This window comes from Mesorhizobium sp. M7A.F.Ca.MR.176.00.0.0, assembly GCF_004023165.1.
Classification (GTDB): Bacteria; Pseudomonadota; Alphaproteobacteria; order Rhizobiales; family Rhizobiaceae; genus Mesorhizobium.
Genome location: NZ_RZTC01000087.1, coordinates 1 through 21,985, shown reverse-complemented (window position 1 = coordinate 21,985; position 21,985 = coordinate 1). Strand labels below are relative to the sequence as shown.

Annotated in this window: 17 protein-coding genes; 9 read left to right on the top strand and 8 right to left on the bottom strand. The window is 64.7% G+C overall.

Going from position 1 to position 21,985, the window contains the following annotated elements:
* Positions 1-49 precede the first annotated feature (49 nt).
* The 3 genes from EOB59_RS24820 to EOB59_RS24810 all read right to left on the bottom strand — a co-directional run bounded on the left by EOB59_RS24820 (position 50) and on the right by EOB59_RS24810 (position 3,052).
* Entirely contained in the window at positions 50-1,420 is a 1,371-nt protein-coding gene (locus EOB59_RS24820) for a HAMP domain-containing sensor histidine kinase (RefSeq protein WP_128289459.1), read from the bottom strand.
* Positions 1,417-2,094: a winged helix-turn-helix domain-containing protein gene (locus EOB59_RS24815; protein WP_127383177.1), complete on the bottom strand. Its 678-nt coding sequence runs from the start codon at positions 2,092-2,094 to the stop codon at positions 1,417-1,419. The genes EOB59_RS24820 and EOB59_RS24815 overlap by 4 nt, the downstream gene beginning before the upstream one ends.
* A gap of 160 nt (positions 2,095-2,254) precedes the next feature.
* On the bottom strand, positions 2,255-3,052 hold the full coding sequence (locus EOB59_RS24810) for a hypothetical protein (protein ID WP_128289458.1): 798 nt from the start codon (positions 3,050-3,052) through the stop codon (positions 2,255-2,257).
* On the opposite strand from EOB59_RS24810, the gene EOB59_RS24805 reads away from it, so the two are divergent.
* Positions 3,051-3,308: a hypothetical protein gene (locus EOB59_RS24805; RefSeq protein WP_128289457.1), complete on the top strand. Its 258-nt coding sequence runs from the start codon at positions 3,051-3,053 to the stop codon at positions 3,306-3,308. The genes EOB59_RS24810 and EOB59_RS24805 overlap by 2 nt on opposite strands.
* Before the next feature lie 9 nt (positions 3,309-3,317).
* On the opposite strand, the gene EOB59_RS24800 is transcribed toward EOB59_RS24805, so the two are convergent.
* Complete coding sequence (locus EOB59_RS24800) at positions 3,318-3,803, bottom strand: hypothetical protein (RefSeq protein ID WP_128289456.1); 486 nt, start codon at positions 3,801-3,803, stop codon at positions 3,318-3,320.
* Between the two features lie 221 nt (positions 3,804-4,024).
* On the opposite strand from EOB59_RS24800, the gene EOB59_RS24795 reads away from it, so the two are divergent.
* Positions 4,025-4,390, top strand: a complete 366-nt coding sequence (locus tag EOB59_RS24795; RefSeq protein WP_027037525.1) for a RidA family protein — start codon at positions 4,025-4,027, stop codon at positions 4,388-4,390.
* Positions 4,391-4,418: 28 nt separating this feature from the next.
* On the top strand, positions 4,419-5,651 hold the full coding sequence (locus tag EOB59_RS24790; RefSeq protein ID WP_128289455.1) for an amidohydrolase/deacetylase family metallohydrolase: 1,233 nt from the start codon (positions 4,419-4,421) through the stop codon (positions 5,649-5,651).
* 93 nt (positions 5,652-5,744) lie between these two features.
* On the opposite strand, the gene EOB59_RS24785 is transcribed toward EOB59_RS24790, so the two are convergent.
* Together EOB59_RS24785 and EOB59_RS24780 are read right to left on the bottom strand one after the other, a co-directional pair.
* Positions 5,745-7,595: an NAD(P)/FAD-dependent oxidoreductase gene (locus tag EOB59_RS24785; protein WP_245486737.1), complete on the bottom strand. Its 1,851-nt coding sequence runs from the start codon at positions 7,593-7,595 to the stop codon at positions 5,745-5,747.
* A 170-nt stretch (positions 7,596-7,765) separates the two neighbouring features.
* On the bottom strand, positions 7,766-8,710 hold the full coding sequence (locus tag EOB59_RS24780; RefSeq protein ID WP_127273418.1) for a MurR/RpiR family transcriptional regulator: 945 nt from the start codon (positions 8,708-8,710) through the stop codon (positions 7,766-7,768).
* A gap of 336 nt (positions 8,711-9,046) precedes the next feature.
* Between EOB59_RS24780 and EOB59_RS24775 the strand changes: the two genes are divergently transcribed.
* From EOB59_RS24775 to EOB59_RS24750, 5 genes are all read left to right on the top strand, one after another.
* Positions 9,047-9,874: an ABC transporter ATP-binding protein gene (locus tag EOB59_RS24775; protein WP_027037522.1), complete on the top strand. Its 828-nt coding sequence runs from the start codon at positions 9,047-9,049 to the stop codon at positions 9,872-9,874.
* Complete coding sequence (locus EOB59_RS24770) at positions 9,871-10,731, top strand: ABC transporter permease (RefSeq protein ID WP_128289454.1); 861 nt, start codon at positions 9,871-9,873, stop codon at positions 10,729-10,731. Before EOB59_RS24775 ends, EOB59_RS24770 begins: the two co-directional genes overlap by 4 nt.
* A 71-nt stretch (positions 10,732-10,802) precedes the next feature.
* Positions 10,803-11,966 carry an ABC transporter substrate-binding protein gene (locus tag EOB59_RS24765; RefSeq protein ID WP_128289453.1) on the top strand — a complete coding sequence of 388 codons (1,164 nt, stop codon included), beginning with the start codon at positions 10,803-10,805 and terminating at the stop codon, positions 11,964-11,966.
* 263 nt (positions 11,967-12,229) lie between these two features.
* Positions 12,230-13,321 (top strand): Gfo/Idh/MocA family oxidoreductase, encoded by a 1,092-nt coding sequence (locus tag EOB59_RS24755; protein ID WP_128289452.1) that lies wholly within the window; start codon positions 12,230-12,232, stop codon positions 13,319-13,321.
* A 200-nt stretch (positions 13,322-13,521) separates the two neighbouring features.
* Positions 13,522-14,958, top strand: a complete 1,437-nt coding sequence (locus EOB59_RS24750; protein ID WP_128289451.1) for an amidase — start codon at positions 13,522-13,524, stop codon at positions 14,956-14,958.
* Between the two features lie 154 nt (positions 14,959-15,112).
* Here EOB59_RS24750 and EOB59_RS24745 read toward each other — a convergent pair whose 3' ends face one another.
* Complete coding sequence (locus EOB59_RS24745) at positions 15,113-16,357, bottom strand: Xaa-Pro peptidase family protein (RefSeq protein ID WP_128289450.1); 1,245 nt, start codon at positions 16,355-16,357, stop codon at positions 15,113-15,115.
* A 68-nt stretch (positions 16,358-16,425) separates the two neighbouring features.
* Positions 16,426-16,992: an invasion associated locus B family protein gene (locus tag EOB59_RS24740; protein ID WP_245486735.1), complete on the bottom strand. Its 567-nt coding sequence runs from the start codon at positions 16,990-16,992 to the stop codon at positions 16,426-16,428.
* 258 nt (positions 16,993-17,250) lie between these two features.
* Here EOB59_RS24740 and EOB59_RS24735 point away from each other — a divergent pair.
* A partial coding sequence (locus tag EOB59_RS24735) for an inverse autotransporter beta domain-containing protein (RefSeq protein WP_206622070.1) occupies positions 17,251-21,985 on the top strand: 4,735 nt, incomplete at its 3' end.

The following is a 21,985-nucleotide window of genomic DNA, read 5'->3' as shown; positions in this document are numbered from 1 at the left end:
CCTCTGTCGCCTTCGGCGACATCTCCCCCTCAAGGGGGGAGATCGGCCTCTAACCCGTCGCCAGCGGAAAACTCACCGCCACCTCAAGCCCGGGCCGGCAATCCTCGAGCGTAATCGACGCACCGTGCAGATCGGCAATCGCCCGGACAAGGCTGAGACCCAGCCCGCTGCCTGGCGTCGACCGGCTATGGTCCAGCCGATAAAGCCGCTGAAACACTTTTTCATGTTCGTCGGCGGGAATGCCGGGACCGTTGTCGGCGACGCCGGCAACGACGCGTTCGCCCTGGCGCGCCGCCGACAGCTTTATCGTCGTGCCCGATGGACAATGGCGCAGCGCGTTCTCGACCAGATTGGCGAACATCTGCGTCAACAGCTCGCGATCGCCATGGATCCGGTCCGTCGTTTCCGGTGGTTGCGCCAACGACAGCGACTTTCCGTCGTCCTCGGCAACATCGGCATAGATTTCGGCGATGGTTTGCAGCACCTCGCCCAGATCGACATCGGTGAACCGCGCCCGGCGGGCGCCGGCCTCGATCTGCGCGATGCGCAGCAGGGCATCGAAGGTCTCGTTGATCTGCAGGCTTTCGGCATGCGCCTCGGCCAGTTCGCGGGCGACCTTTTGACCTGACAGGTTCTTTTCGGACGCGGTGTCGAGGATCATCTGCAACCGGTTGAGCGGCGTCTTCAGATCGTGGGCGATGTTGGCGCTGACCTGTTTCATGCCTTCGACCAGTGCCGACAGGCGGTCGAGCGCGGCATTGACCTGGCTGGAGACGATGTCGATGTCGTCGCCCTTGCCGGTCAGCGGAATGCGGGTGTCCAGCCGTCCGTGCGAGACATCCACCATGGTGGCGGCGATGCCGTCGAGACGGCGCTGGACCCGCGAGGCCAGCAGGGCGCCGCCGGCGACCGCCAGCCCGGTGATGATCAGGGTTCCCCAGCCAAAGCTCATCAGCACGATCCTCTCCAACTCCTCCGTCTCGGAAAGGCTGAAGGCGACGGTCAGGGTGTTGCCGCCGACGGGGCCGGAATAGGCGCGGTACTCGGCGCCGGGCGGCACGCCGGGCATTTCGGTGTCGAACATCGAGAAACCGTCGGGAAGCCCTGCCGCGGTGAAGTTGCCGGCCAGGCGATTGCCCGTCGCGTCGGTCAGCGAAAACAGCTGCTCCTTCCTAGGGCTGCGCAGGGAGTGGCTGCCGACGGTCTCAACCAGCTCCTTGAGATCGTTCTCGGCATAGGTCGCGGCGACGACCGCGTAGGTCTCCTTGATGGTGTCGTCGAGCCGCTCGGCAAGATCGGCGCTCATCATCTGGTAGACGATGGCGCCCGACAGGACGAAGGCCAGCACGAACAGGAAGGCGAAGGTCAGAGCCAGCCGGAACGGCGTGCTGCGCAGCAGGCGGGACCATGTTCCGGTCATGACGGCGCGTGCAGGCTGTAGCCGGTGTTGCGGACGGTGTGGATGAGCTGGGTTTCGAAGGGCTTGTCGACCTTGGCCCGCAGCCGGCTGATATGGGTCTCGACGACGCTGGTCCTGGGATCGAAATGAAAATCCCAGACGCGCTCCAGAAGCATGGTGCGGGTGATGACGCGGCCTTCGCCGCGCATCAGCACTTCCAGCAGGCTGAATTCCCGCGGCTGCAGGTCGATCGGCTGGCCCCGCCTCGTGACCCGCCGCATGATCAGGTCCATTTCGAGGTCGGCGACCCGCAGGACGGTTTTCTGCTCCTGCGCCGCCGGCCGCCGGCCAAGCGCGTTGATGCGGGCGAGAAGTTCGGAAAAGGCGAAGGGCTTGACCAGATAGTCGTCGCCGCCGGCCTCCAGCCCCTCGACGCGATCGTCGATGCCGCCGACGGAGGTGAGAAAGATCGCGGGCGTTCGTACGCCCGCGGCGCGCACCGCCTTGATCATCGACAGACCGTCGAGGCCGGGGATCATCCGGTCGGCGACGATCACGTCGTAATTGCCCCGGGTCGCCGCGAACAGCGCGTCATGTCCGTTGCGAAGCAAATCGCAGACATGGCCGGCCTCGGTCAGTCCCCTGACGATATAGTCGGCCGTCCTGTGGTCGTCCTCGACGAGAAGCAGTCGCATGAAAGGTCCGGTCCTTTGCCGAGGTGGAGAGGCTATCACCGGCACGGGCTTGTTCCTAGGATGTCACGAAGGCGCAGGTATGGTGGCGTCAGAACGTTCAAGACTGGCCGAAGCGGTGGGGTTTTCGGCAATTGTCAACGCTAGCGCATCCGCCCTGCACCTAGTCCAGGTCCAGCAACAGTTCATCGGCCTCGTCGGTTGCCTCCTTCAGGGTCATGTGCAGGACAAGCGCAATGATACAGCCAAGGAAGAGCAGGCTGGTGAAGATGGTGCCGAGACCCAGGCCGCCGTGCCTGGCCGACCGCGACAGCAGGTCGCCGAACGAAGCGCCAAGCGGCCGCGTCAGGATATAGGCGAGCCAGAAGGCCAGGATGCCGTCGAGACTGAGCAGCCAGTAGGCGAGCGCTATCAGCGCGATGGCACCGCCGAACAGCAGCCCCGTCGTGAGGTAGCCCATGTCGAAGCTTTCGGCGACGAGGTCGCCGGCGGCGGTGCCGAGCGCGAAGGTCAAGAGGATCGCCAGCCAGTAGAAGATCTCGCGCCTGGTGGTGAAGATGGTGTGGATCGACAGCGTCCTTTCGCTGGCGTACCAGACCGCGAATGTCGCGGCGAGCGCGACCGAGAAGGCGATGGTTGCCGTCTGCAGGCGCACGCCGAAACTGTCGACGAGGCTGTCCGTCACCAGCGTGCCGACGATGCTGATCAGCACCACCGCCGGCCAATAAGCCCACGGCACATAGCATTTCCGCGTAAACTGCAGGACAAGGGCCGCGATCAGGATGCCGGTCATGATCAGCGAGGTGGCGGTCAGCCCGAGCCCGATTGTGTCGGCAAGATAATCCGCCGCGGTCTCGCCCGTGGTGACCGCCATCAGCTTGACCAGCCAGAAGTCGAGGGTGACGTCGGGAACCCTGTTGTGGCTCGGTGCGGCGGGTTGTTGCCTGTTGGGCGCGAGCATGGCTGAAGTCCAGAGGTCGACGGTTGCGGCGGGGCGGTGGCGATCGACACCGCGCATCGTAAGCAAACGAGTTCACACCGGCCTGTCCGGCGGCATACAAATTCGTAAGAATGGGCGCAAAAGGCATTGCCAATGTCTGGCGATGCGTTTGATGGAATGCGGCGCCTTGCATCCGCCATCGCTGTTCAACGGCTCGCTGATGGCGGCCGCGGTGCCGGGCCGCACGTTCGGCCCGACCCATCCTGCGCTCTGGTGATCGGTGGTTCTAGCTGCCGAGCGGATGCGGCATGTAGCCGACGAAGCCTGATATCTTCCAGCTGCCGCGGACCTTGCTGCAGAAATACAGCGTCTGCCATTTCAAGCGGTCGACGCTGCCGTCCGCCTTGGCAACCGAGCCGTCGAATTTCTTGTGCAGCACGGCGCGGTCGCCGTCGACGTCGATGTCGCGCATGTTGGTGACGCGAAACAGCGCCTCGCGCAGCGGCTCGGCGAATTTGGTCGCCGCCGTCTCTTTGGCCTGGCGCAGCCATTCGTCGCGGTAGACGTCCAGTCTCGGAAACTGCAGCCGCCAGGCGTCGGCGTTGCTGAGGAAATTCGCATGCATGCCGAAGAAGCTCTCGGCGACGAAATCATCCTCGACCATGGCCCAGTCCTGGCCGATGAAAGCGTCGATGTCGCGCCGCACCAGCATTTCCCAGAGCGCGTGGCGATCGGCATCGCCTGATGGAAACGGGTTCTTGTCGTAAGTCATCGCTGGGTGTCTCCGCTCTGGCAAATGCGTCTGTACGTTGCGGCTTCCAAGCCGCCCGTCAGCGCGTACGATGCAAGCCCTCTTGTAATAAAGCAACACGGATTTCGAAGAATGTTGCTTTCCAACAAGGCCCCTATGAGGATCGCGTCGATCGGCGTAAATGTCGATCGAAGCGGGCGCCGCCACGGCACCCCGTCCTGTCATCAGAGGAGGCTTGTCCCTTGCCGAAACAGTGTTTTGGAACATCGCATGTGCCGTTGTCGCCAGCCGTGCGGGCCGGCGATCTCGTCTATGTCTCGGGCCAGGTTCCCGTCGGCAGCGACGGCATCGTGGTCAAGGGCGGCATATCGGAACAGACCGAGCAGGTGCTCGCCAACATCAAGGCCGCGCTGGCGCTGGCCGGCTGCACCATGGACGATGTGGTGAAGACCACGGTCTGGCTGGAAGATGCGCGCGATTTCGGCGCCTTCAACGCGGTCTATGCCCGGCATTTCCCCAAAGACCCGCCGGCCCGCACCACGGTCGAATCGCGGCTGATGATCGACATCAAGATCGAGGTCGAGGCGGTCGCCTACCGGCCTCTGTAGGCAAAGCAGCCAAGCGGAGGTGACCCCAATGCAATTCGACCTCCTGCTGAAGGGCGGACGGCTGATCGATCCGGCCGCTGGCCTCGACGCGCCGCGCGATGTCGCCATCGCCAATGGCCGGGTCGCCGCTGTCGATGCCGATATCCCGGCGGACAGCGCAGCGCAGATCGTCGATGCCGGCGGCTGCATCGTCACGCCGGGCCTGGTCGACCTGCACAGCCACGTCTATTGGGGCGGCACGTCGCTTGGCGTCGATGCCGACCGGCTGGCCGCCAAGAGCGGCACCACCACCTTCATCGATGCGGGCAGTGCCGGCGCCGGCAATTTCCTCGGCTTCCGCCGCCATGTCATGGAGCGGTCGAAGGTCCGCATCCTGGCCTATGTCAACATTTCCTTTGCCGGCATTTTCGGCTTCTCGCAGACAGTGTCGGTCGGCGAGTGCAGCGACCTCAGGCTGTGCGAGCCGCGCGAGGTGGTCGCGGCGGCGCGTGAACACCGCGATGTCGTGGTCGGCGTAAAAGTCCGCTCCGGCAAGCATGCCGGCGGCACCAGCGGCATCGCCCCGGTGGATCTGGCGCTGGAGGCCGCCGACCAGGCCGGCCTGCCGCTGATGGCGCATATAGACGAGCCGCCGCCCGGCCGCTCGGAAGTGCTGCCGCGGCTGCGCAGGGGCGACATTCTCACCCACTGCTTCCGGCCGTTTCCCAATGCGCCGGTATTTGCTTCCGGCGCGGTGCGGCCGGACATGCGGCTGGCGCGCGAGCGCGGCGTCATCTTCGACATCGGCCACGGCATGGGCTCGTTCGATTTCGCCGTTGCCCGCGCCATGCTCGAGGAAGGACTGGCGCCGGACGTGATCTCGAGCGACGTGCATCTCTACTGTGTCGACGGTCCCGCCTTCGACATACTGGTCTGCATGTCGAAGCTGCTGGCGCTCGGCATGCCGCTGGTCGAGGTCCTGCGCGCCGCCACGCAAGCGCCGGCGCAGGCGATCGCCAGGCCTGACCTGGGCACGCTGGCGGTCGGCACCGTCGGCGATGTCGCCGTGCTCCGGCAGCGCCCGGGCCGCTTCACCTTCGTCGATGCGGTCGGCGCGTCATTGGTCGCCGACCAGAGGCTGGTGTCGGAAGGCATCGTTATTGGCGGCACCTGGTGGCCGAACGAGGCGGCTGATCACAACGAGACCGAGCGTTTCGTGGCGCAGGCGTCGCATACGCATGTCGAGGTTGCCGCGAGGCATTTCGGGCATCGGCACGATTAGCGATCTTCCCCCTTGAGGGGGAGATGGCCGGCAGGCCAGAGGGGGTCGGTTCGACTGGATGCGACCTCCTTGCGGCAGATGGAGGCTGGCGCTCTACGCGCGGCGACCCCCTCTGTCGCCTTCGGCGACATTTCCCCCTCGAGGGGGGAGATCAGCAGCGCCTGAATTGCTCGGCTTCCCATAAACCGGCGTCTCAATGCCCTCCATCCGCGCCTTGATCTGCAGCGCCACATATTTCGAATAGAAGCGCGACAGCGCCAGATTGCCGCCGTGGAACCACAGCGCTTCCTGCGCGGTCGGCTTCCACATGTTGCGCAGCTCGCCTTGCCAGGGTCCGGGGTCGCCCTTGACGCCCGAGCCAAGCCCCCAGCAGGGGCCGACCTTGTCGGCGACTTCGCGCGAGACGATCGAAGCCACCGTCTCGTTCATCGACTGATAGCCGGTGCAGGCGATGATGGCGTCGGCGGCGAGTTCACTGCCGTCCTCGAACAGGATGCCGCTCGGGGTCAGCGACTTGATGGCGACGCCGCTGCGGATGCCGATCTTGCCGTCAATAATCAGGTCGGAAGCGCCGACATCGATATAGTAGCCGGAGCCGGTGCGGTAGGCCTTCATCAGAAGGCCGGTCTCGTCGTCGCCAAAATCGATGGAGAAGCCGGCGGCGCGCAAGCGGTCGTAAAAGGCCGCGTCGCGCGCCTTGATCACCTCGTAAAGCGCCCGCTGGCCCTTGGGCACCAGCGCGAACGGCGTCGAGGCGACGATCATGTCGGCCTTCTCGGTGGTGATGCCGCGTGCCAGTGCGTCTTCCGAGAAGATCTCGAAACCGACTTCCATCAGCGTGTCCGACTTGACCACCGTCGTCGGTGAGCGCTGGATCATGGTGACCCCGGCGCCGCTTTCCCAGAGGTCGACGCAGACGTCATGGCCGGAGCTTGCCGCGCCGATGACCGCGACTCGTCTGCCGCGGAATTTGTCGCCGCTGGCATACTGGCTGGAGTGCAGCAATTCGCCTTTGAACCGGTCGGCGCCGGCCAGGTCGATCTTTCTCGGCGGGCCATAGGCGCCGGTGGCGAAGACGATGTGCTTGGGCTTCAGCGTGATCTGCCGGCCGACGCGGTCGACCACCACGGTCCAGACTTTCTCCGCCTCGTCATAGCTGGCGCTAAGGCATTTGGTGGCGACCCAATAATTGAGCTCCATGACGCGCGTGTACATTTCCAGCCAGTCGCCCATCTTGTCCTTGGGCGTGAACACCGGCCAGTTCTCGGGGAAGGGAATGTAGGGCAGATGGTCGTACCAGACCGGGTCGTGCAGCACGAGCGTGCGGTAGCGGTTACGCCAGGAATCGCCCGGCCGCGCATTCTTCTCGATGACGATGGTCGGCACGCCGAGCTGGCGCAGCCGCGCCCCCAGCATGATGCCGCCTTGGCCGCCGCCGATGACCAGGCAGTAGGGCTGTTCCTCGGTGCCGAGCTCGCGCGTCTCGCGCGCCCGCGCCTCCGACCAGGTTTCGCGCTTTGGATCGGCCTTGTGGCGCACGCCGAGTGGCCGCCCCGCCCCCTTGCGCTCCTCGAAGCCTTTCAGGTCCGTCATTGCCGTGAACAGCGTGCGGCAGTGGCCGTCGCGCAGCCGTATGATGCCCTCTCCCCTGGCCACCGCGGTTTCGAAGCTGAACCACGCCTCGATGGTGCCATCGTGCGAGATCGCCTCGCCGGTCAGTTGCCACGCGCTCGGCTTGGCCGTCGCCAGCGTCGCCGCCAGCATGTCGGCGATCGCCTCGCGGCCTTCCATGGTGGTGATGTTCCAGGTGAAGGTCAGGAGATCGCGCCAGTAGCAATCGTCGACGAACAGGTTGCTCGCCGCCGCAGCGTCGCCGGCTGCGAGCGCCTGCGCCAGGGATTCGAGCCATGCGGCGGCCTGTTTCGTCGGTGCTATTTCGAGCATTTCTTTCCCTCTTTGTGCATGTGCCCAATCCAAGTTGGGACCATCAATTGTTGAACTCGGCGCCGCCCCTCATCCGCCTGCCGGCGTTCGTCGTTCGAAAAGCCAAGCAGTTGGCTTTTCGTCCGCTACGCGGACCATTCCTCACCTCCCCGTGAACGGGGAGAAGGGAGCTAGTCTCCGAGCGGCTCCATCTCCTTGCCGGTGCGGTGGATCTGGGCGTTGTATTTGATGCGGCGCACGGTCTCGCGGGCCGAACCGTCGAGCTTGTAGGCCGAGGCCACCGCCAGAAGGTCGATCGCCGCCAGGAAGGCGAAGCGCGAGGCCGTCGGCTTCAGCGTGTCGGGATATTCCGGGACCGCCACCGTCAACCTGACGTCGCAGGCGCGGGCGAGTTCGGTGTCGGGCGCGGTCACGGCGATGGCGTTGGCGCGGTAGTGCTTGGCGAGCTCGACGGCCTCGATCACCTCGCGCGTGCGTCCCGTGGCCGAAATGGCGATCACCAGATCGCCCGGCTTGAGCGTCGAGGCGGTCATGCGCATCAGATAGGGGTCGCACTGGGCGCTGACGGTGATGCCGTAGCGGAACAGCCGGTATTGGGTTTCCTGCGCCAGCGCCGAGGAGCTGCCGCCGAGGCCGAACACGGTGACCTGGCGCGCCTTGGCGATCAGATCGGCGGCTTTCTGCAGCTGCGCCGGGTCGAGCTGCCGCTCGGCCTCCTGCAGCGCCCGGCGCGCCTCGCCGAATACGGCGTTCCAGAACGGCATGCCATTGTCATTGCTGACGGAGGGCGACTTGGCCAGATAGAGCGCACCGACGACGAGGCTCTGCGCCAGCTTCAGCTTGAAGTCGCGCACGCCCTCGCAGCCGATAGCGCGGCAAAACCGGGTCACCGTCGGTTCGCTGACCCCGGCGCGCTGGGCAAGGGCGGCGTTGGAGGCGTCGACGGCATATTTGACGTCGTCGAGCACGACATCGGCGACACGCCGTTCGGCCGGGCGCAATTCGCTGTAGGAATCCTTGACCAGCGAGATGATGTCGGGAATGCGCCGGACAGGATCGCGCCCCTCGGTATCCTGGCCTGGAACAGGCTCGTCCTGGCTGCCAGCTTCGTTCATGGGGTCCTGGTCTTTCCCTGGGTTGCGAGGCTGCCGTCTTAGCATGTTTGCACGCCCTGGCTCCACGCGCCCGACCGCATCGCAACCGCAGCGTGTCGTAGGGTAAAGATCACCTTCCTCCGGTCCTCTCCGATCCGTGTCTGTTCCGAAGTATGTAGGAAAGCAACATGCATTTCAAGGCCGTAAAACCGGTATTAAAACAAGCGGATAGGCACACTAATCGATTTTCCTGATACGGTGGCCATCGTCGGTGCTTGACAGGAAAGTAGGATAGTTACAGACTGATTTTCGCTGGGGATGAGCAATGGATCATCGCGCAATCTTCCCGGGGGGCAGATGAATACGGGCGATGCAAAAAAGCCGAAGCTTGGCGTGCAGGCAGCGACCAAGATCTATCACACGGCCTCCGGCGACCTGCTGGCGCTGGACCGCTGCAGCCTCGATGTCAGCGCCAATGAAATCGTCTCGATCGTCGGCCCTTCCGGCTGCGGCAAGACCACGCTCTTGTGGTCGATGTCGGGCCTGCACAGCCTGACCAGCGGCGAGATCCGGCTCGATGGCAAGGCCATCACCGGTCCGCATCCCGATATCGGCATCGTTTTCCAGGAAGCGAACCTTCTGCCGTGGCGCAATCTCGATGCCAACATCCGCTTTCCTTTCGAGATCAAGGGCGAGAAGCCGGACCGGGCGTGGATCGCGCATCTGCTCAACCGGGTCGGGCTCGACGGCTTCGGCGGCAAATTTCCGCGCGAGCTGTCGGGCGGCATGCAGCAGCGCGCGGCGATCGTGCGGGCGCTGGCGCTGAAGCCCTCGGTGCTTTTGATGGACGAGCCGTTCGGCGCGCTCGACAGCTTCACCCGCGAGGAGATGAACCGGCTGGTCGAGGAGATCTGGCTCGACACCAAGACAACGATCGTCTTCATCACCCACTCGATCGAGGAGGCGATCTTCCTCTCCGACCGGGTCGTGGTGCTGAGCGCCCGGCCGGGCCGCGTCGCCAAGGAATATCGCGTGCCGTTTGCGCGGCCACGCTCGCTGGAGATCATGGCGACGAAAGAGGTCTTCGACCTCACCAACCGTATCAAGATGGACATTGTCGGCGAACGCACGCGGCCAAAAGCGCCGGAGCGCCCGAGCGCCGAGATCGTGAGGATCAGGCCGTGAGCGGAGGCGACGCCATTCCGGAATTTTCAAAGTCCAAGTCGGGTGCCAAGACGGGCGACGGCCAGGAGGTCAGCCTGACCAATCTGTCGGCCTTCGCCAGCGGGCCCGGCATCAAGTCGGGCAAGGAGGTGGCGGCCATTCTTGCCGTGGCGGTGATCATCATCGGCGGCATCGAACTGGCGCTGCGGCTGTTCCATGTGCCGCTCTACATCATGCCGCCGCCGAGTTCGATCGCCTATGCGCTGTTCGACGAGTTCCCGCTGATCGCGCCGCATCTCGGCTACACGCTCGTCGAGCTGGTGTCCGGCTTCACCATCGGCGCGATCGTCGGCCTGGTGCTGGCCGCCGTCATCACCCAGTTCCCCTTCGCCGAGAAGATCGTCGCGCCCTACATCCTGCTGCTGGTCACCACGCCGATGCTGGCGCTGGTGCCGCTTCTGATCCTGCGCTTCGGCTTCGGCTACACGCCGCGCATCATCGCGGTGGCGCTGGCCGCCGGGCCGATGGTGATGATCAATGCCGCCACCGGCTTTCGCCGCGTCGACAGCGCCAAGATCGCGCTGGCACGCTCCTATGGCGCCAGCACCTTGCAGATCTTCTGGAAGATCCGAGCGCCGATGGCGCTGCCGATGATCCTGGTCGGGCTGATGATCGGCGCCATCTTCGGCCTGCTGACCGCGGTCGGCGCCGAAATGGTCGGCGGCGGCTTCGGCCTCGGCAACCGGCTGACCACCTATTCGTCGATGATCCAGATGCCGCAGTTCTTCGCCGTGGTGCTGATCCTGTCGACGCTCGGCATCCTGATTTACGTGCTGTTCTTCCTGATCGGCAAGAAATGGGCGAGCTGGGAGGCTTGAACACAAAAGTACAGACGGCGCCCGGGAGGCGGGCGGCAAGAGACTGACATCAAACAAAAAAGGGGAATGCCATGACCAATAATTTCTCGACCAACCCGGCGGGCATCAGCCGCCGCTACTTCCTGCAGGTGACCGGCGCCGGGCTGGTGACGGCGACGGCGCTTGGCGCCACCGGCCTCAAGGCCAGGGCCGAACCCTACGGAAAATTCACCTGGATCTCGCCGCGCGGCACGCTCGAAGTGCTCGACGACTATCCCTATTGGGCAGCCAAGAAGGCCGGCTATTTCGATGGGCTGGACACCGACATGCAGCCGGGGCCGTCGGACGGCACCGCGACGGTGAAGTTCGTCGATGTCGGCCAGGCCGATATGGGCTTCCCGTCGCCCGGCGTGTTCTCTTTCGCCATCCAGAACGGCATGAAGCTGAAGTCGGTGTTCCATATGGGCGCCCGCGACACGTTCAGCATCGCCTTCCGCAAGGGCGAGGGATCGAACGACCTGAAGAAGCTGGAAGGCAAGACCATCCTGCTCGGCTCCGCCGCCTGGCAGTCGATCACCGACCCGCTGCTGGCGGCGCAGGGCGTCGACATCAAGAAGGTCAAATATGTCGAAGCCGGCTGGCCGACATGGGGCACGGCTCTTGCCGGCGGCCAGGGCGACGCTGCCCTGTCGTGGGAAGGCCTACGCGCCGAATGGATCGCCAAGGGGCTCGACTTCGAATACTGGCTCGGCGTGCAGAACTCAAAGCTGCCGGCCAATACTTTCGTCGTGCGCGCCGCCGATCTGGAGGACGCCGACAAGAAGGCGTTGCTGGAAAAGTACCTGCGCGGCTGGGCGATGGGCCTCGAATTCGGCTACCAGAATCCCCGCGCGGCGGTCGAAGCGGTGTTCGAGCAGTTCCCGACGCTGGCCAAGAATCTCGGGCCGGAGCTTGGCACCACCTCGATCCTGCAGCAGATCAACGTCTTCCGCGGCGACATGGACAAACGCGGCGGCTGGGGCTCGCACGACATGGCGAGCTGGCAGGGCTTCTTCGACGAAATCCACAAGATCGGCCAGATCACCGCTCCGGTGAAGGCCGAGGATGTCTGCACCAACGATTTGATCGGCCCGGCCAATGATTTCGACAAGGCCAAGGTCAAGGCCGATGCCGACGGCGTCAAGCTGTCGGAAGGTTTTGCCGCGCTCGATGTCGAGAAGATCAAGGCGCATCTGTTCGATTCGGCGGTGAAGTAGGGCTGGCAATTGTCCAGGTCAGCGCCGCCCCTCACCTGCCTGCCGGCATCCTCTCCCCGTAAACGGGGCGAGGGGACGCTGTCGTTGATGATTTCGCCAATCGCCAACATTGCGGCCAGCCCTTTCTCCCCGTCACTATACGGGTAGAAATGCCCGGCAGGGCAATGAGGGGCGGCGCCAACCTAAGTTGATTGTCCTGGATAAACATGCGGGCGACGGCAACAGCGCCGCCCAAGATTCAATGAAGAATTTGGGAGGCAGCGGTGTCCGACAGAGTAAAAGTGCTGGTGGTGGGTCTCGGCAATATGGGTGCGTCGCATGCCAGCGCGTATCACCGGCTCGACGGTTTTGAGATCGTCGGCATCATGAGCCGCTCGATCAAGAGCAACACGAAGATTCCGGGAGAGTTAGCCGGCTACCCACTCTACGAGGATTTCGACCAGGCGCTGAAGGAGACAAAACCGGACGCGGTGTCGATCAACAGCTGGCCGAACACCCATGCCGAATATGCGCTGAAGGCAATCGCCGCCAACTGCCATGTGTTCATGGAAAAGCCGCTCGCCACCAACAATGAGGATGCCGAGAAGGTTGTCGCGGCGGCGCGGGCGAAGAACCGCAAGCTGGTGCTCGGCTATATCCTGCGCGTCCACCCGTCATGGATCAAGTTCATCGAGGTCGGCAAGACGCTCGGCAAGCCGCTGGTGATGCGGCTCAACCTCAACCAGCAGAGCAGCGGCAGCGCCTGGCACTGGCACAAGAACCTGATCGATTCGCTGATCCCGATCGTCGATTGCGGCGTCCACTATGTCGACGTCATGTGCCAGCTGACCGGCGCCAAGCCGGTGCGCGTGCATGGCATCGGCGCCAAGCTCTGGGCGGAGGCCGACAAGCAGAATTACGGCCACCTGCACGTCACCTTCGATGACGGCTCGGTCGGCTGGTACGAGGCGGGCTGGGGCCCGATGATGAGCGAAACGGCCTATTTCGTGAAGGACGTGGTCGGCCCCAAGGGCGCGGTGTCGATCGTCGCCGGCCAGCAGGCGAACAGTGCTGCCGAACTGGCAGAGGTTTCGAGCTCCGCCGACATCGACCGCCACACCAAGACCGATGCGCTGAAGATCCATTATGCTCAGGTCGACGGCGACAAGAATTTCTCGAAGCCCGACGAGATCGTCAGCATGGAGGACGAGCCCGGTCACCAGGAGCTCTGCGACCGCGAGCAGGCCTTCTTCATGCGCGCCATCCGCGAGGATCTCGATTTGACCGAGCAGATGGATGCGGCGGTCAACAGCCTGCGCATCGTGCTGGCCGCCGAACAGAGCATCGCACTGGGACGGACCATCGACCTGGCCTGACGCAATCCGGCTGCTGGCGGCAATCGTTTCAGGCCGGCGCTGCCCCTCACCCTTACCCTCTCCCCGTGAAGAACGGGGAGAGGGAGTCGTCAGCGTTGGAGCGTCTCCCTTCTCCCCGTCACTATACGGGGAGAAGGTGCCGGCAGGCGGATGAGGGGCGCGCCAACGTTGGCAAGATCAACGAACGACGGGAGAGAGACATGGTCACCGACAGTCTGCTGAAAACCTATGCCGAGTCCGACGCGCTCGACCTTGCGGCACTTGTGAAGCGGGGCGACGTTTCACCGGCGGAACTGGTCGAGGCGGCGATCACGCTGGTCGAGCGGCTCAACCCGGCGCTCAATGCGGTCATCCATCGCCTCTACGACATGGCGCGGGCGCAGGCCGAGACGGTCGACACATCAGCGCCCTTCGCCGGCGTGCCGTTCCTGCTCAAGGAGCTGGCCTCGTCCTGGACCGGGGCACCGAACACCAACTCCTCATTCTACCTCAGGGATGTCGTTGCCGATTTCGACACCGAGGTCGTTCGCCGCATGAAGGCGGCCGGGCTGGTGCTGGTCGGCAAGTCGAACGCGCCGGAGAATGGCTGGTCGATCACGACGGAACCAAAACTCTACGGTGTGACGAAGAACCCGTGGAAGGAAGGCATCACGCCCGGCGGCTCGAGCGGCGGCGCTGCCGCGGCCATCGCTTCGCGCATGGTGCCGATCGCCGAGGCCAGCGATGGCGCCGGCTCGATCCGCATTCCGGCCTCCTGCTGCGGCATCGTCGGCCTGAAACCGTCGCGCGGCCGCGTCAGCCTCGCGCCGTTCGGCGACTATTGGTATGGCGGCGCCTATTTTCTCTGTTGCTCACGCACTGTGCGTGACACGGCAGCCTATCTCGATGCGGTGGCTGGCGCGCTGCCCGGCGACCCCTATACGCCGCCGGTTCCTGATGGCAGCTGGCTCAGCCTCTCAGCGCGGGCGCCAAAGAAGCTGCGCATCGGCTTTTCCGTCACGCCGCCCAACGGCACCGCGATCGATCCGGAGGTGAAGGCGGCGGTGCTGGCGACCGTGGCTGCGCTCGAGCGGCTCGGCCACGACGTCGAGGAGCACGATATGCCGCTCGACGCGAACGCTGTGTGGAAGACCTACACCAACATGACCTGCGTGCAGACGGCGGCGACGTTCGACTACCTTGAAACGGTGATCGGCCGGCCGGTGACGCCAAGCGATGTCGAGGCGGTGACTTGGGCAATCATCGAGCGCGGCCGCTCGACCAGCGGCACCAGGCACATCTCCGATGTCGAGCAGCTCAGGCAGGTCGGCCGCGACATCGTCGGCGACCTCTGCGCCTACGATCTCTTCATCACCCCGACCCTGACGCAGCTGCCGCGCCCGCTCGGCTATTACGACATGTCGGAAACCGACATCGACCGCTACAACGCCAAATGGACGGACTCGGTGTTTGCCTTCCCCTTCAACATCTCCGGCCAGCCGGCGATCTCGCTGCCGCTCGGCTGGTCGAAAGACGGCGTGCCGATCGGCGTGCAACTGGTCGGCCGCTACGGCGACGAGGCAACGGTGCTGGCTGCATCGGCGCAACTGGAGCAGGAGATGCCGTGGAGAGGGAGAAGGCCGCCGGTGAGTGGTTAGGTGCTGGGTACCGCGTGCGGCTTCGAGATTGGCCAAGTCGCCCATCGCTTCGTCATCCTCGGGTCTCCGCGACGGAGCTTCGCTCCTGCTCCGCCCGTGGATGACGAAGGTGGGGAGGCTTCGGCCAATCTCCAGCGTGCAGACTCAAAGCCGGCTAGCCAATCCTCTCCAGCCGCCTCGGCAGTCTGTTCATCGGCTTGGGCCCGTCCGGTGTGATCAGGAACTGGTCCTCGAGATTGAAGCTGGCGAGGCCGTCTATGTAGAGCGGGATCTCGAAGGCCAGCACCATGCCGGCTTCGATGACGACATCGCTATCGGCGGCGATGAACGGCCATTGCTCCGAGAAGACCGACTGGCCGACGCCATGGCCGAAATGACCGCGGCGGTAGGTGCGCAGCCCTTGCCGCGTCAGGCTGTCGGTGGCGACGCGATGCACGTGGGCGAGCCTGGCTCCCGGAACAAGCGCAGCCAGCCCGTCGTCAAAGGCCCGCTCGGCGATCGCGTGCAGTTCGGCCTGCTCGGCGGATGGCGATCCGAAGGTGAAATTGCGCGACATGTCGGAGGCGTAGCCGCCGACCGTGCAGACCATGTCGCACTTCAGCGGATCGCCAGGCATGGCTTTCGCATCGGTGCTTTTGGCCTTCGCGCCCAGCGTCACATATTCGGCTGTGGCGACCGGATGGGACAGGCCGGACGCGGCCGTGGCGACGCCTTGCCGATAGAGCGCAATGAGATCGCCCTGACGCATGCCGGCCATGGCATCGACCTGCAGCCGCTCCAGCCCGGCTTCGGACAGGATGATGCCTTGCTGGAGCAGATCGATCTCGCGCGGCGACTTGATGGCCCGCAACCTGTCGAGCACGGCCGAGCCGTCGACCATCGTGCAGCCCGGCAGCAGCGCCTGCATGACCGAGAGATCGGCGGCGGGAATAAAATCGAGATCGACGCCGATCCTTGCGCGCTCAAGTCCGAACCCGCTCAGGATCTCCTTCAGTTCGCGGACGGAACGGGCAAGTTCGAATGTTGCCGGCCGGGAAAAACCAGGCGCCCGGCCAGACGAGGCAAGGCCGGCCTCGACGCGTTGCGCCAGCCCTTGCCCTGCGGTCGAGGCGTCAAGCGTGGCGGTTTCGATCCAGATCGGGTGGCTGCGGATGACGGCATCCGACAGAGCCAGTTGCAGCTGTCCCGCATTGAAATCCGCCACCACGACGCCCATCGGCAGGTCCTGGCCCGCGGGGATGACGACGAAGCCGGCGCCGGCGCGCCGGAATAGTCCCGACGGGCCGATCGAGGCGCCGGTCGCATAGTGGAAAGCCTCGGGCGCGCACAGCACCAGCGCCCCGATGCCGGCGCGGTCCATCAGTTGCGCCGCGCGCTGGCGATCGACAAAGCCTGTCATGGGTTTCTCCACTGTCCGAAGCGGCAACGGAGCATTCCGGGTGCGCACAATCAAGCCGCTGGCAGCAGCTATTTGATCGATTCCAGCTTGGCCACGGCGGCGGTGAAGCCGGCCAGCGACACCGGGATGGTGACCGGCTTGCGGGTGACCGATTCCATGCCGATGTTCAGATTGGTCCCGGACTTCATGGCCTTGATGAGATCCGCCGACAACGGCGTGGCGGCATAGGCGCCGTTCTGGTCGCTGGTCTGGATGGCAATCGTCGTCTTCTGGCCCTGGTCGATCTGGAAGGAGGCGCCGGACGGCAGGAACAGGCCGTGCGGCAGGGCAAGCAGCATGGCGAGGCTGCCATTGCCGTTGTCGCGGCGCACGGTCACGGTCAGCACGCGCTGCCCGGTCTTGGCCTCGGTCAGGTTCTGCGACACCTGGCACTGAAGCTCGGTGGTCGCCGAACCGGAGGAGCAGTTCACCGCCCACGGATTGGCATCGGCCGGTTTTGCATTGGTTTCAGCCGGCTTTGGCTGGGCCGGCTTGGCATCTTCGGCAAGGACTGGGCCGGCGGCCAGACCAAGCCACAGGGCGGCCAGCCCCGCGGCCATGCCAAGTAAATTAGACTTGTCTAAAGTAAGTGCCATGTTGTTTTGCCGGATGCCTTGCATGTTTCCTCGCCGCGCCCCGGTATTCTCCCGAGCATGGCTTGATACAACACTCGCGACTGTTCCGAAAGCCGAGCCGGAGGCAAGCAAGCCGGCGAAATTACTGTGGCCTTTCAGACACAGCGAGCAATTTTGCAGGAAAGCTCTAGAAATCGGATCGGCCGGGACTCGCTATACAATAGAATTCGAGTAAGAATCTACACGGGGCGCGTGTAGTCCCCGAAGGACTCGCCAGGGATGGGAACTACCGAGACTTCTCGGCAAGTTGGTGAGATAGCGGCGCGTGGGGAGGATTTCCACGTTCGCGCTGGCTATCGCCGTTCGCAAATCGCCAGGCATCTTTGGAAGACGACAGCGCTGACGACGCTGGCGCTCGGTCTTTCCAGTCTGACGGCCCATGCCGATCCGAACGGCCTGTGGCAGCCGCAGATCCGCGCCATCATCGGCGCCGACAACAATGGCGGCAACGCCGCGCTCGAAGGTTTCATCCCGCTCAAGCAGACGGCCGAATCCGTGCTGTTCCTGGATGTCCGGGCCAAGCATGATTTCAAGGATGGTTCCGGCCAGGATGTCGGCCTCGGCATTCGCCGCATCGTCAACCCGGACCTGATGATCGGCGGCTACGCCTATCTCAACCTCGAGAACTACAACTCCACCCAGTTCACCGCGGCCACGCTGGGCGCCGAGGCAATCACGCCACATTTCGATGCGCATGTGAACGTCTATCTGCCGATCAAGGGCGATTCGACGGATCACTCGACCAGCTCGACCCTGTCGATGGTCAGCAACCAGCTGATCGAGCAGATCTCGGTCCTCGACCACCGCGACTACGCGGCGTGGGGCATCGAGGGCGAGATCGGTGCGCAGGTGCCGGTCAACCTGCCCGACAAGCATTCGCTGCGGCTCGATATTGGCGGCTATCATTTCGAGGATCCGCATGGCGACGACGGCAGCGTCACCGGCGCCAAGGCCGGGTTCGAGTATACGATCGGCGATGTCTTCGGCAGCAACACGGAACTGGTCTTCGCCGGCGAGGTCCGCAACGACAATCGCGACGACACCCAGTTCGCCGGCAGCGTGCGGCTGAACATCCCGTTCAATCCCGGCAGCGGCTCGGCCAATGGGGCCGACAACGGGCCGGAGCCGGTCTATCCGGTCAGCGAAGGCCTGCGCAAGCGCGTCAACGAACGCGTGCGTGGCGATATCGGGGTCCGCGTCCAGTCGCAGACGCTGACCGGCGGCTCGACGACGCGTGTCGCGATCAACGCCGCCACCAATGCCGCCTTCGGCAAGTTCTATTTCGCCGATGGCGGCCTCGCCGGCGCCGGCACGCTGGCCGACCCGACGACTCTGGACGACGCCGTGACCAAGTCGGGTGCGAACGGCTTTGTCGTCGCGCTTGGCGGCAACGGCAATCTGACGACCGGCGGCGTGACGCTTGCCAATGGACAGACCGTCATCGGCGGCGGCGAAAGCGTCACCGCCAGGCTTTTCGGCGGCGGCACCAGCACCTTCAACCTGGGCGGCAGCGATGGCACGATCCAGGGCACCAACGTCGCCAACCCCGTCATCACGCTCGGCAACGGCAACACGCTCAACGGCATCACCATCACCGGCGGCGCCGACGGCATCTTCGGCAACAACATCACCGGCGCGACGCTGACCAATGTGACGGTCACCGGTGCGGGCGGCAACGGCGCCGACTTCACCGGCAGTTCGACCGGCATCACCGGCTCCAATTTCACCGCCACCGGCAACGGCCTCGACGGTCTGCATATCGAAGGCGACGGCACCTACAATTTCACCGGCACGACGCTGCTGCAGGGCAATCTCGACGACGGTCTCGATATCAGCGGCAAGGGCACCTACACCTTCGCCACCGTCAATGCGCAGGGCAATACCGACCGCGGCATCACCGTGCAGGGCACGTCGACCGGCGGGACGTTCACAACCACCGGCGGCACCGTATCGGGCAATGGCGGCACCGCCGTCTTCATCGATCCGATCACCGCTCATGTGGTGCTGGACTCGATCAGCCAGAGCGGCGGCACGTCGGGCGTCGTGCTCGAGAATGTCGCGGGCAGCTTCACCGTCAACGGTGCGACGACGATCTCCAACACGACCGGACCGGCGATCGCCATTTCGGATTCGCCGGCGGCGATCCGCTTCGGCGACATCAACATCACCAATCCCGGCGCCGACGGCATCTCGTTTGCCGGCGTCAATGCGGCGGTGGTCGCCGGCAACATCGTCATTTCCGGACTGGGTGTCGGCACCGGCCTCGACTTCTCCGGATCCAAGACCAATTTCACCGCGCAGTCGCTCAACATAACCGGCACCGGTGCCGCCGGTTCGATCGGCATCGACCTGACGTCGCCGAGCGCCGGCGGCGCGGTGATCACCATCACCGCTGGTGGCGTCATCGCCAATGTCGATACCGGCGTGCGGCTGGGCATTGCCGGCACGCCGGGGGCCACGGCCAACGCCGAGTTTACCTTCGGCGGCGGTTCCAGCTCCATCTCCGGCATCACCGCCTCGCTCGATGCGCGCGGGCTCAATGAGGGCAGCGGCCACTACGCCTTCGGCACGACGCAGTTTACCGGCCCGCAACTCTACGACCTGCGCAATTACATCTTCGTCGCGGCCGGGGCTTCGGGCGGCGGCACGTCGATCACCGATCTCGCCTCGATCGATTATGCCGACAGCATTACCGCCAGCGACGCCATCATTGTCCTGGTCAACCGCGGGACGATCGACGCCGCCACCGGCTTCTCGCTGAGCGACGGACAGGAACTTGCGTCGTTCGGCAACGGCCGCGCGTTCTCGCTCGGCGGGGTGCCGTTGAATGTCACCGGCACCAACGTCCATCATGACGAATCCATCTCGGATTCCGCGGGCGCGGCAACGCTGACCAGTTCCGGCGGCGGCGATGTCGTGACGCTGGGCAACGGCAACACGTTGCTCGATTTCAATATTTCCGGGGGCGCCGCCGCCGGCATCCACGGCGTGGGCATCAATGACCTGACCGTCCAGGGCGTGACGGTCAGCAATGTCGCAACCGGCCTCTTACTCGATGGAGTGACCGGTACGGTCTCGGTCGACGACCTGACCGTCCAGACCGCATCTGAAATCGGCATCGTGCTTGTCGGTTCGAGCGCGACCGTCAATTTCACCGGCAACACCAAGATCACCAACGCCACCAGTGCGGCGCTGTCCGCCAACAATTTCGACGGCATCGCCACCTTCGACGATCTCGACATCACCGGCGGCGGCGTAGGCATAGGCATCGTCGGCAGCTCCAGCGGAACCTTGACCTTCGGGGTCGGGAGTTCCATCGCCAGCACGAGCAGCAACGCCTTCTCCATCAGCAACTCGACGCCCAACGTCACCTACAACGGCACCATCAACCAGACCGCTGCTACCAGCGCGGTGGGGATCTCCGGCATGAGCGGCGGCAGCGCCACGTTCGGTGGAGCGATCACCGCCAGCACCGCCACCGCCTTTGCGATCAGCCTGAGCGGCAACACCGGCGGCACAATCAAATTCACCGGCGGGCTGGATCTGACCACAACGACCGGCACCGGCTTCAGCGCCACCGGGGGCGGCACGATCACAGTCGCGGCCGCAGGCACAGAGCAGATCACCACCGGCACCGGCCACGCGATCAATCTCGACGGCGTCACCATCGGCACCGGCGGCATGGCGTTCGACAGCATCACGACAGGCGTTGCGGCAGCCACGGCGCTCAATTTCAATGCCGTCTCGGGCGGCCCGTTCCTGGGTGGCAATGTCACCATCGGTGGCACCACTGCCGGCATCAACGGCCTTGCAATCAACGCTTCGTCATCGACCTTCACCATCACCAATCTGGTGACGACCAATGTCGCGGGCACCGATGTCAGCCTGACCAACAACACGGGCTCGATCACGATCCTCGGTGGCACCATCACCAATTCGGGCGCTGGCGACGGTGTCGTCATTTCCGGTGGCAGCGCGACAATCGGTGTGGCGGCCAACATCTCCAGCTCGGCAACCGCGCCAGCCACGGCGGTCAAGGTCGACGGCACCACCGGCGGCTCGGCGACCTTCAGCGGCAGCCTCACCTCGACTGGCACCGGCAATCTTTTCGCGATCGGCTCGTCGCTGCCCCCGGTCGGCGGCGCGATCAGCTTCATCGGCTCGACGCTGTCTGCGACGGGCGGCGGTGGCGCCGTCGTCACCGGCCTTGCCGGAACCGCGACGCTGAACGTCACAGCTCCGCTGTCGATCACCGGCGCCACTGCCACCGGCCTGGCCGTCGCCAATGTCGCCAGCACCGCATCGGCGACCTTCGGGGCGGTGACCGTGTCGGGCGCCACGGGCAATGGCATCGACATCACCAACAATGCCGGCGCCGTCACCTTCGGCACCACCAGCGTGACGATGGGTTCGACAGTCGGTCCAGCCGGCATCAACTTCGCCCTGACCAATGCCGATGTCACATTTGGAACAACCAATGTGACGATGGGCTCCGGCGCCAACCAGACCGGCATCGACTTCAGCGGTTCATCGACCACGGCCGATTTCGGCGGGACAACGATCACCGGCACCGGCGACCTCACCTCGCGTGGTATCGACCTGTCGTCGACGACTGGCAACAAGACCATCACCTTCCTGCGCGGCTCCAGCATTTCCAATGCTGGTGTCGGCGTCGAACTGTCGTCGGGCGGCACGACGGCGACGTCGGCCAACGCCAACTTCACCTTCGGCGACGGCGACGCGACTGTGCTGCAATCCTCGATAACAGCGGCCAGTGGCGGCTACACGGTCAACACGATCGGGCTCGATCCGACGCTCGGCAATTATGATTTCGACGATGTCGCCTTCACCGGCAGCGCCAATCTGGCCAGCGCGGTCGGCGGGGTCGTCATGATTTCCCAGGACGGTGGCGTGATCGCTGCCGGCACCAACGGGCTCAGCGCCGCGGTGACCA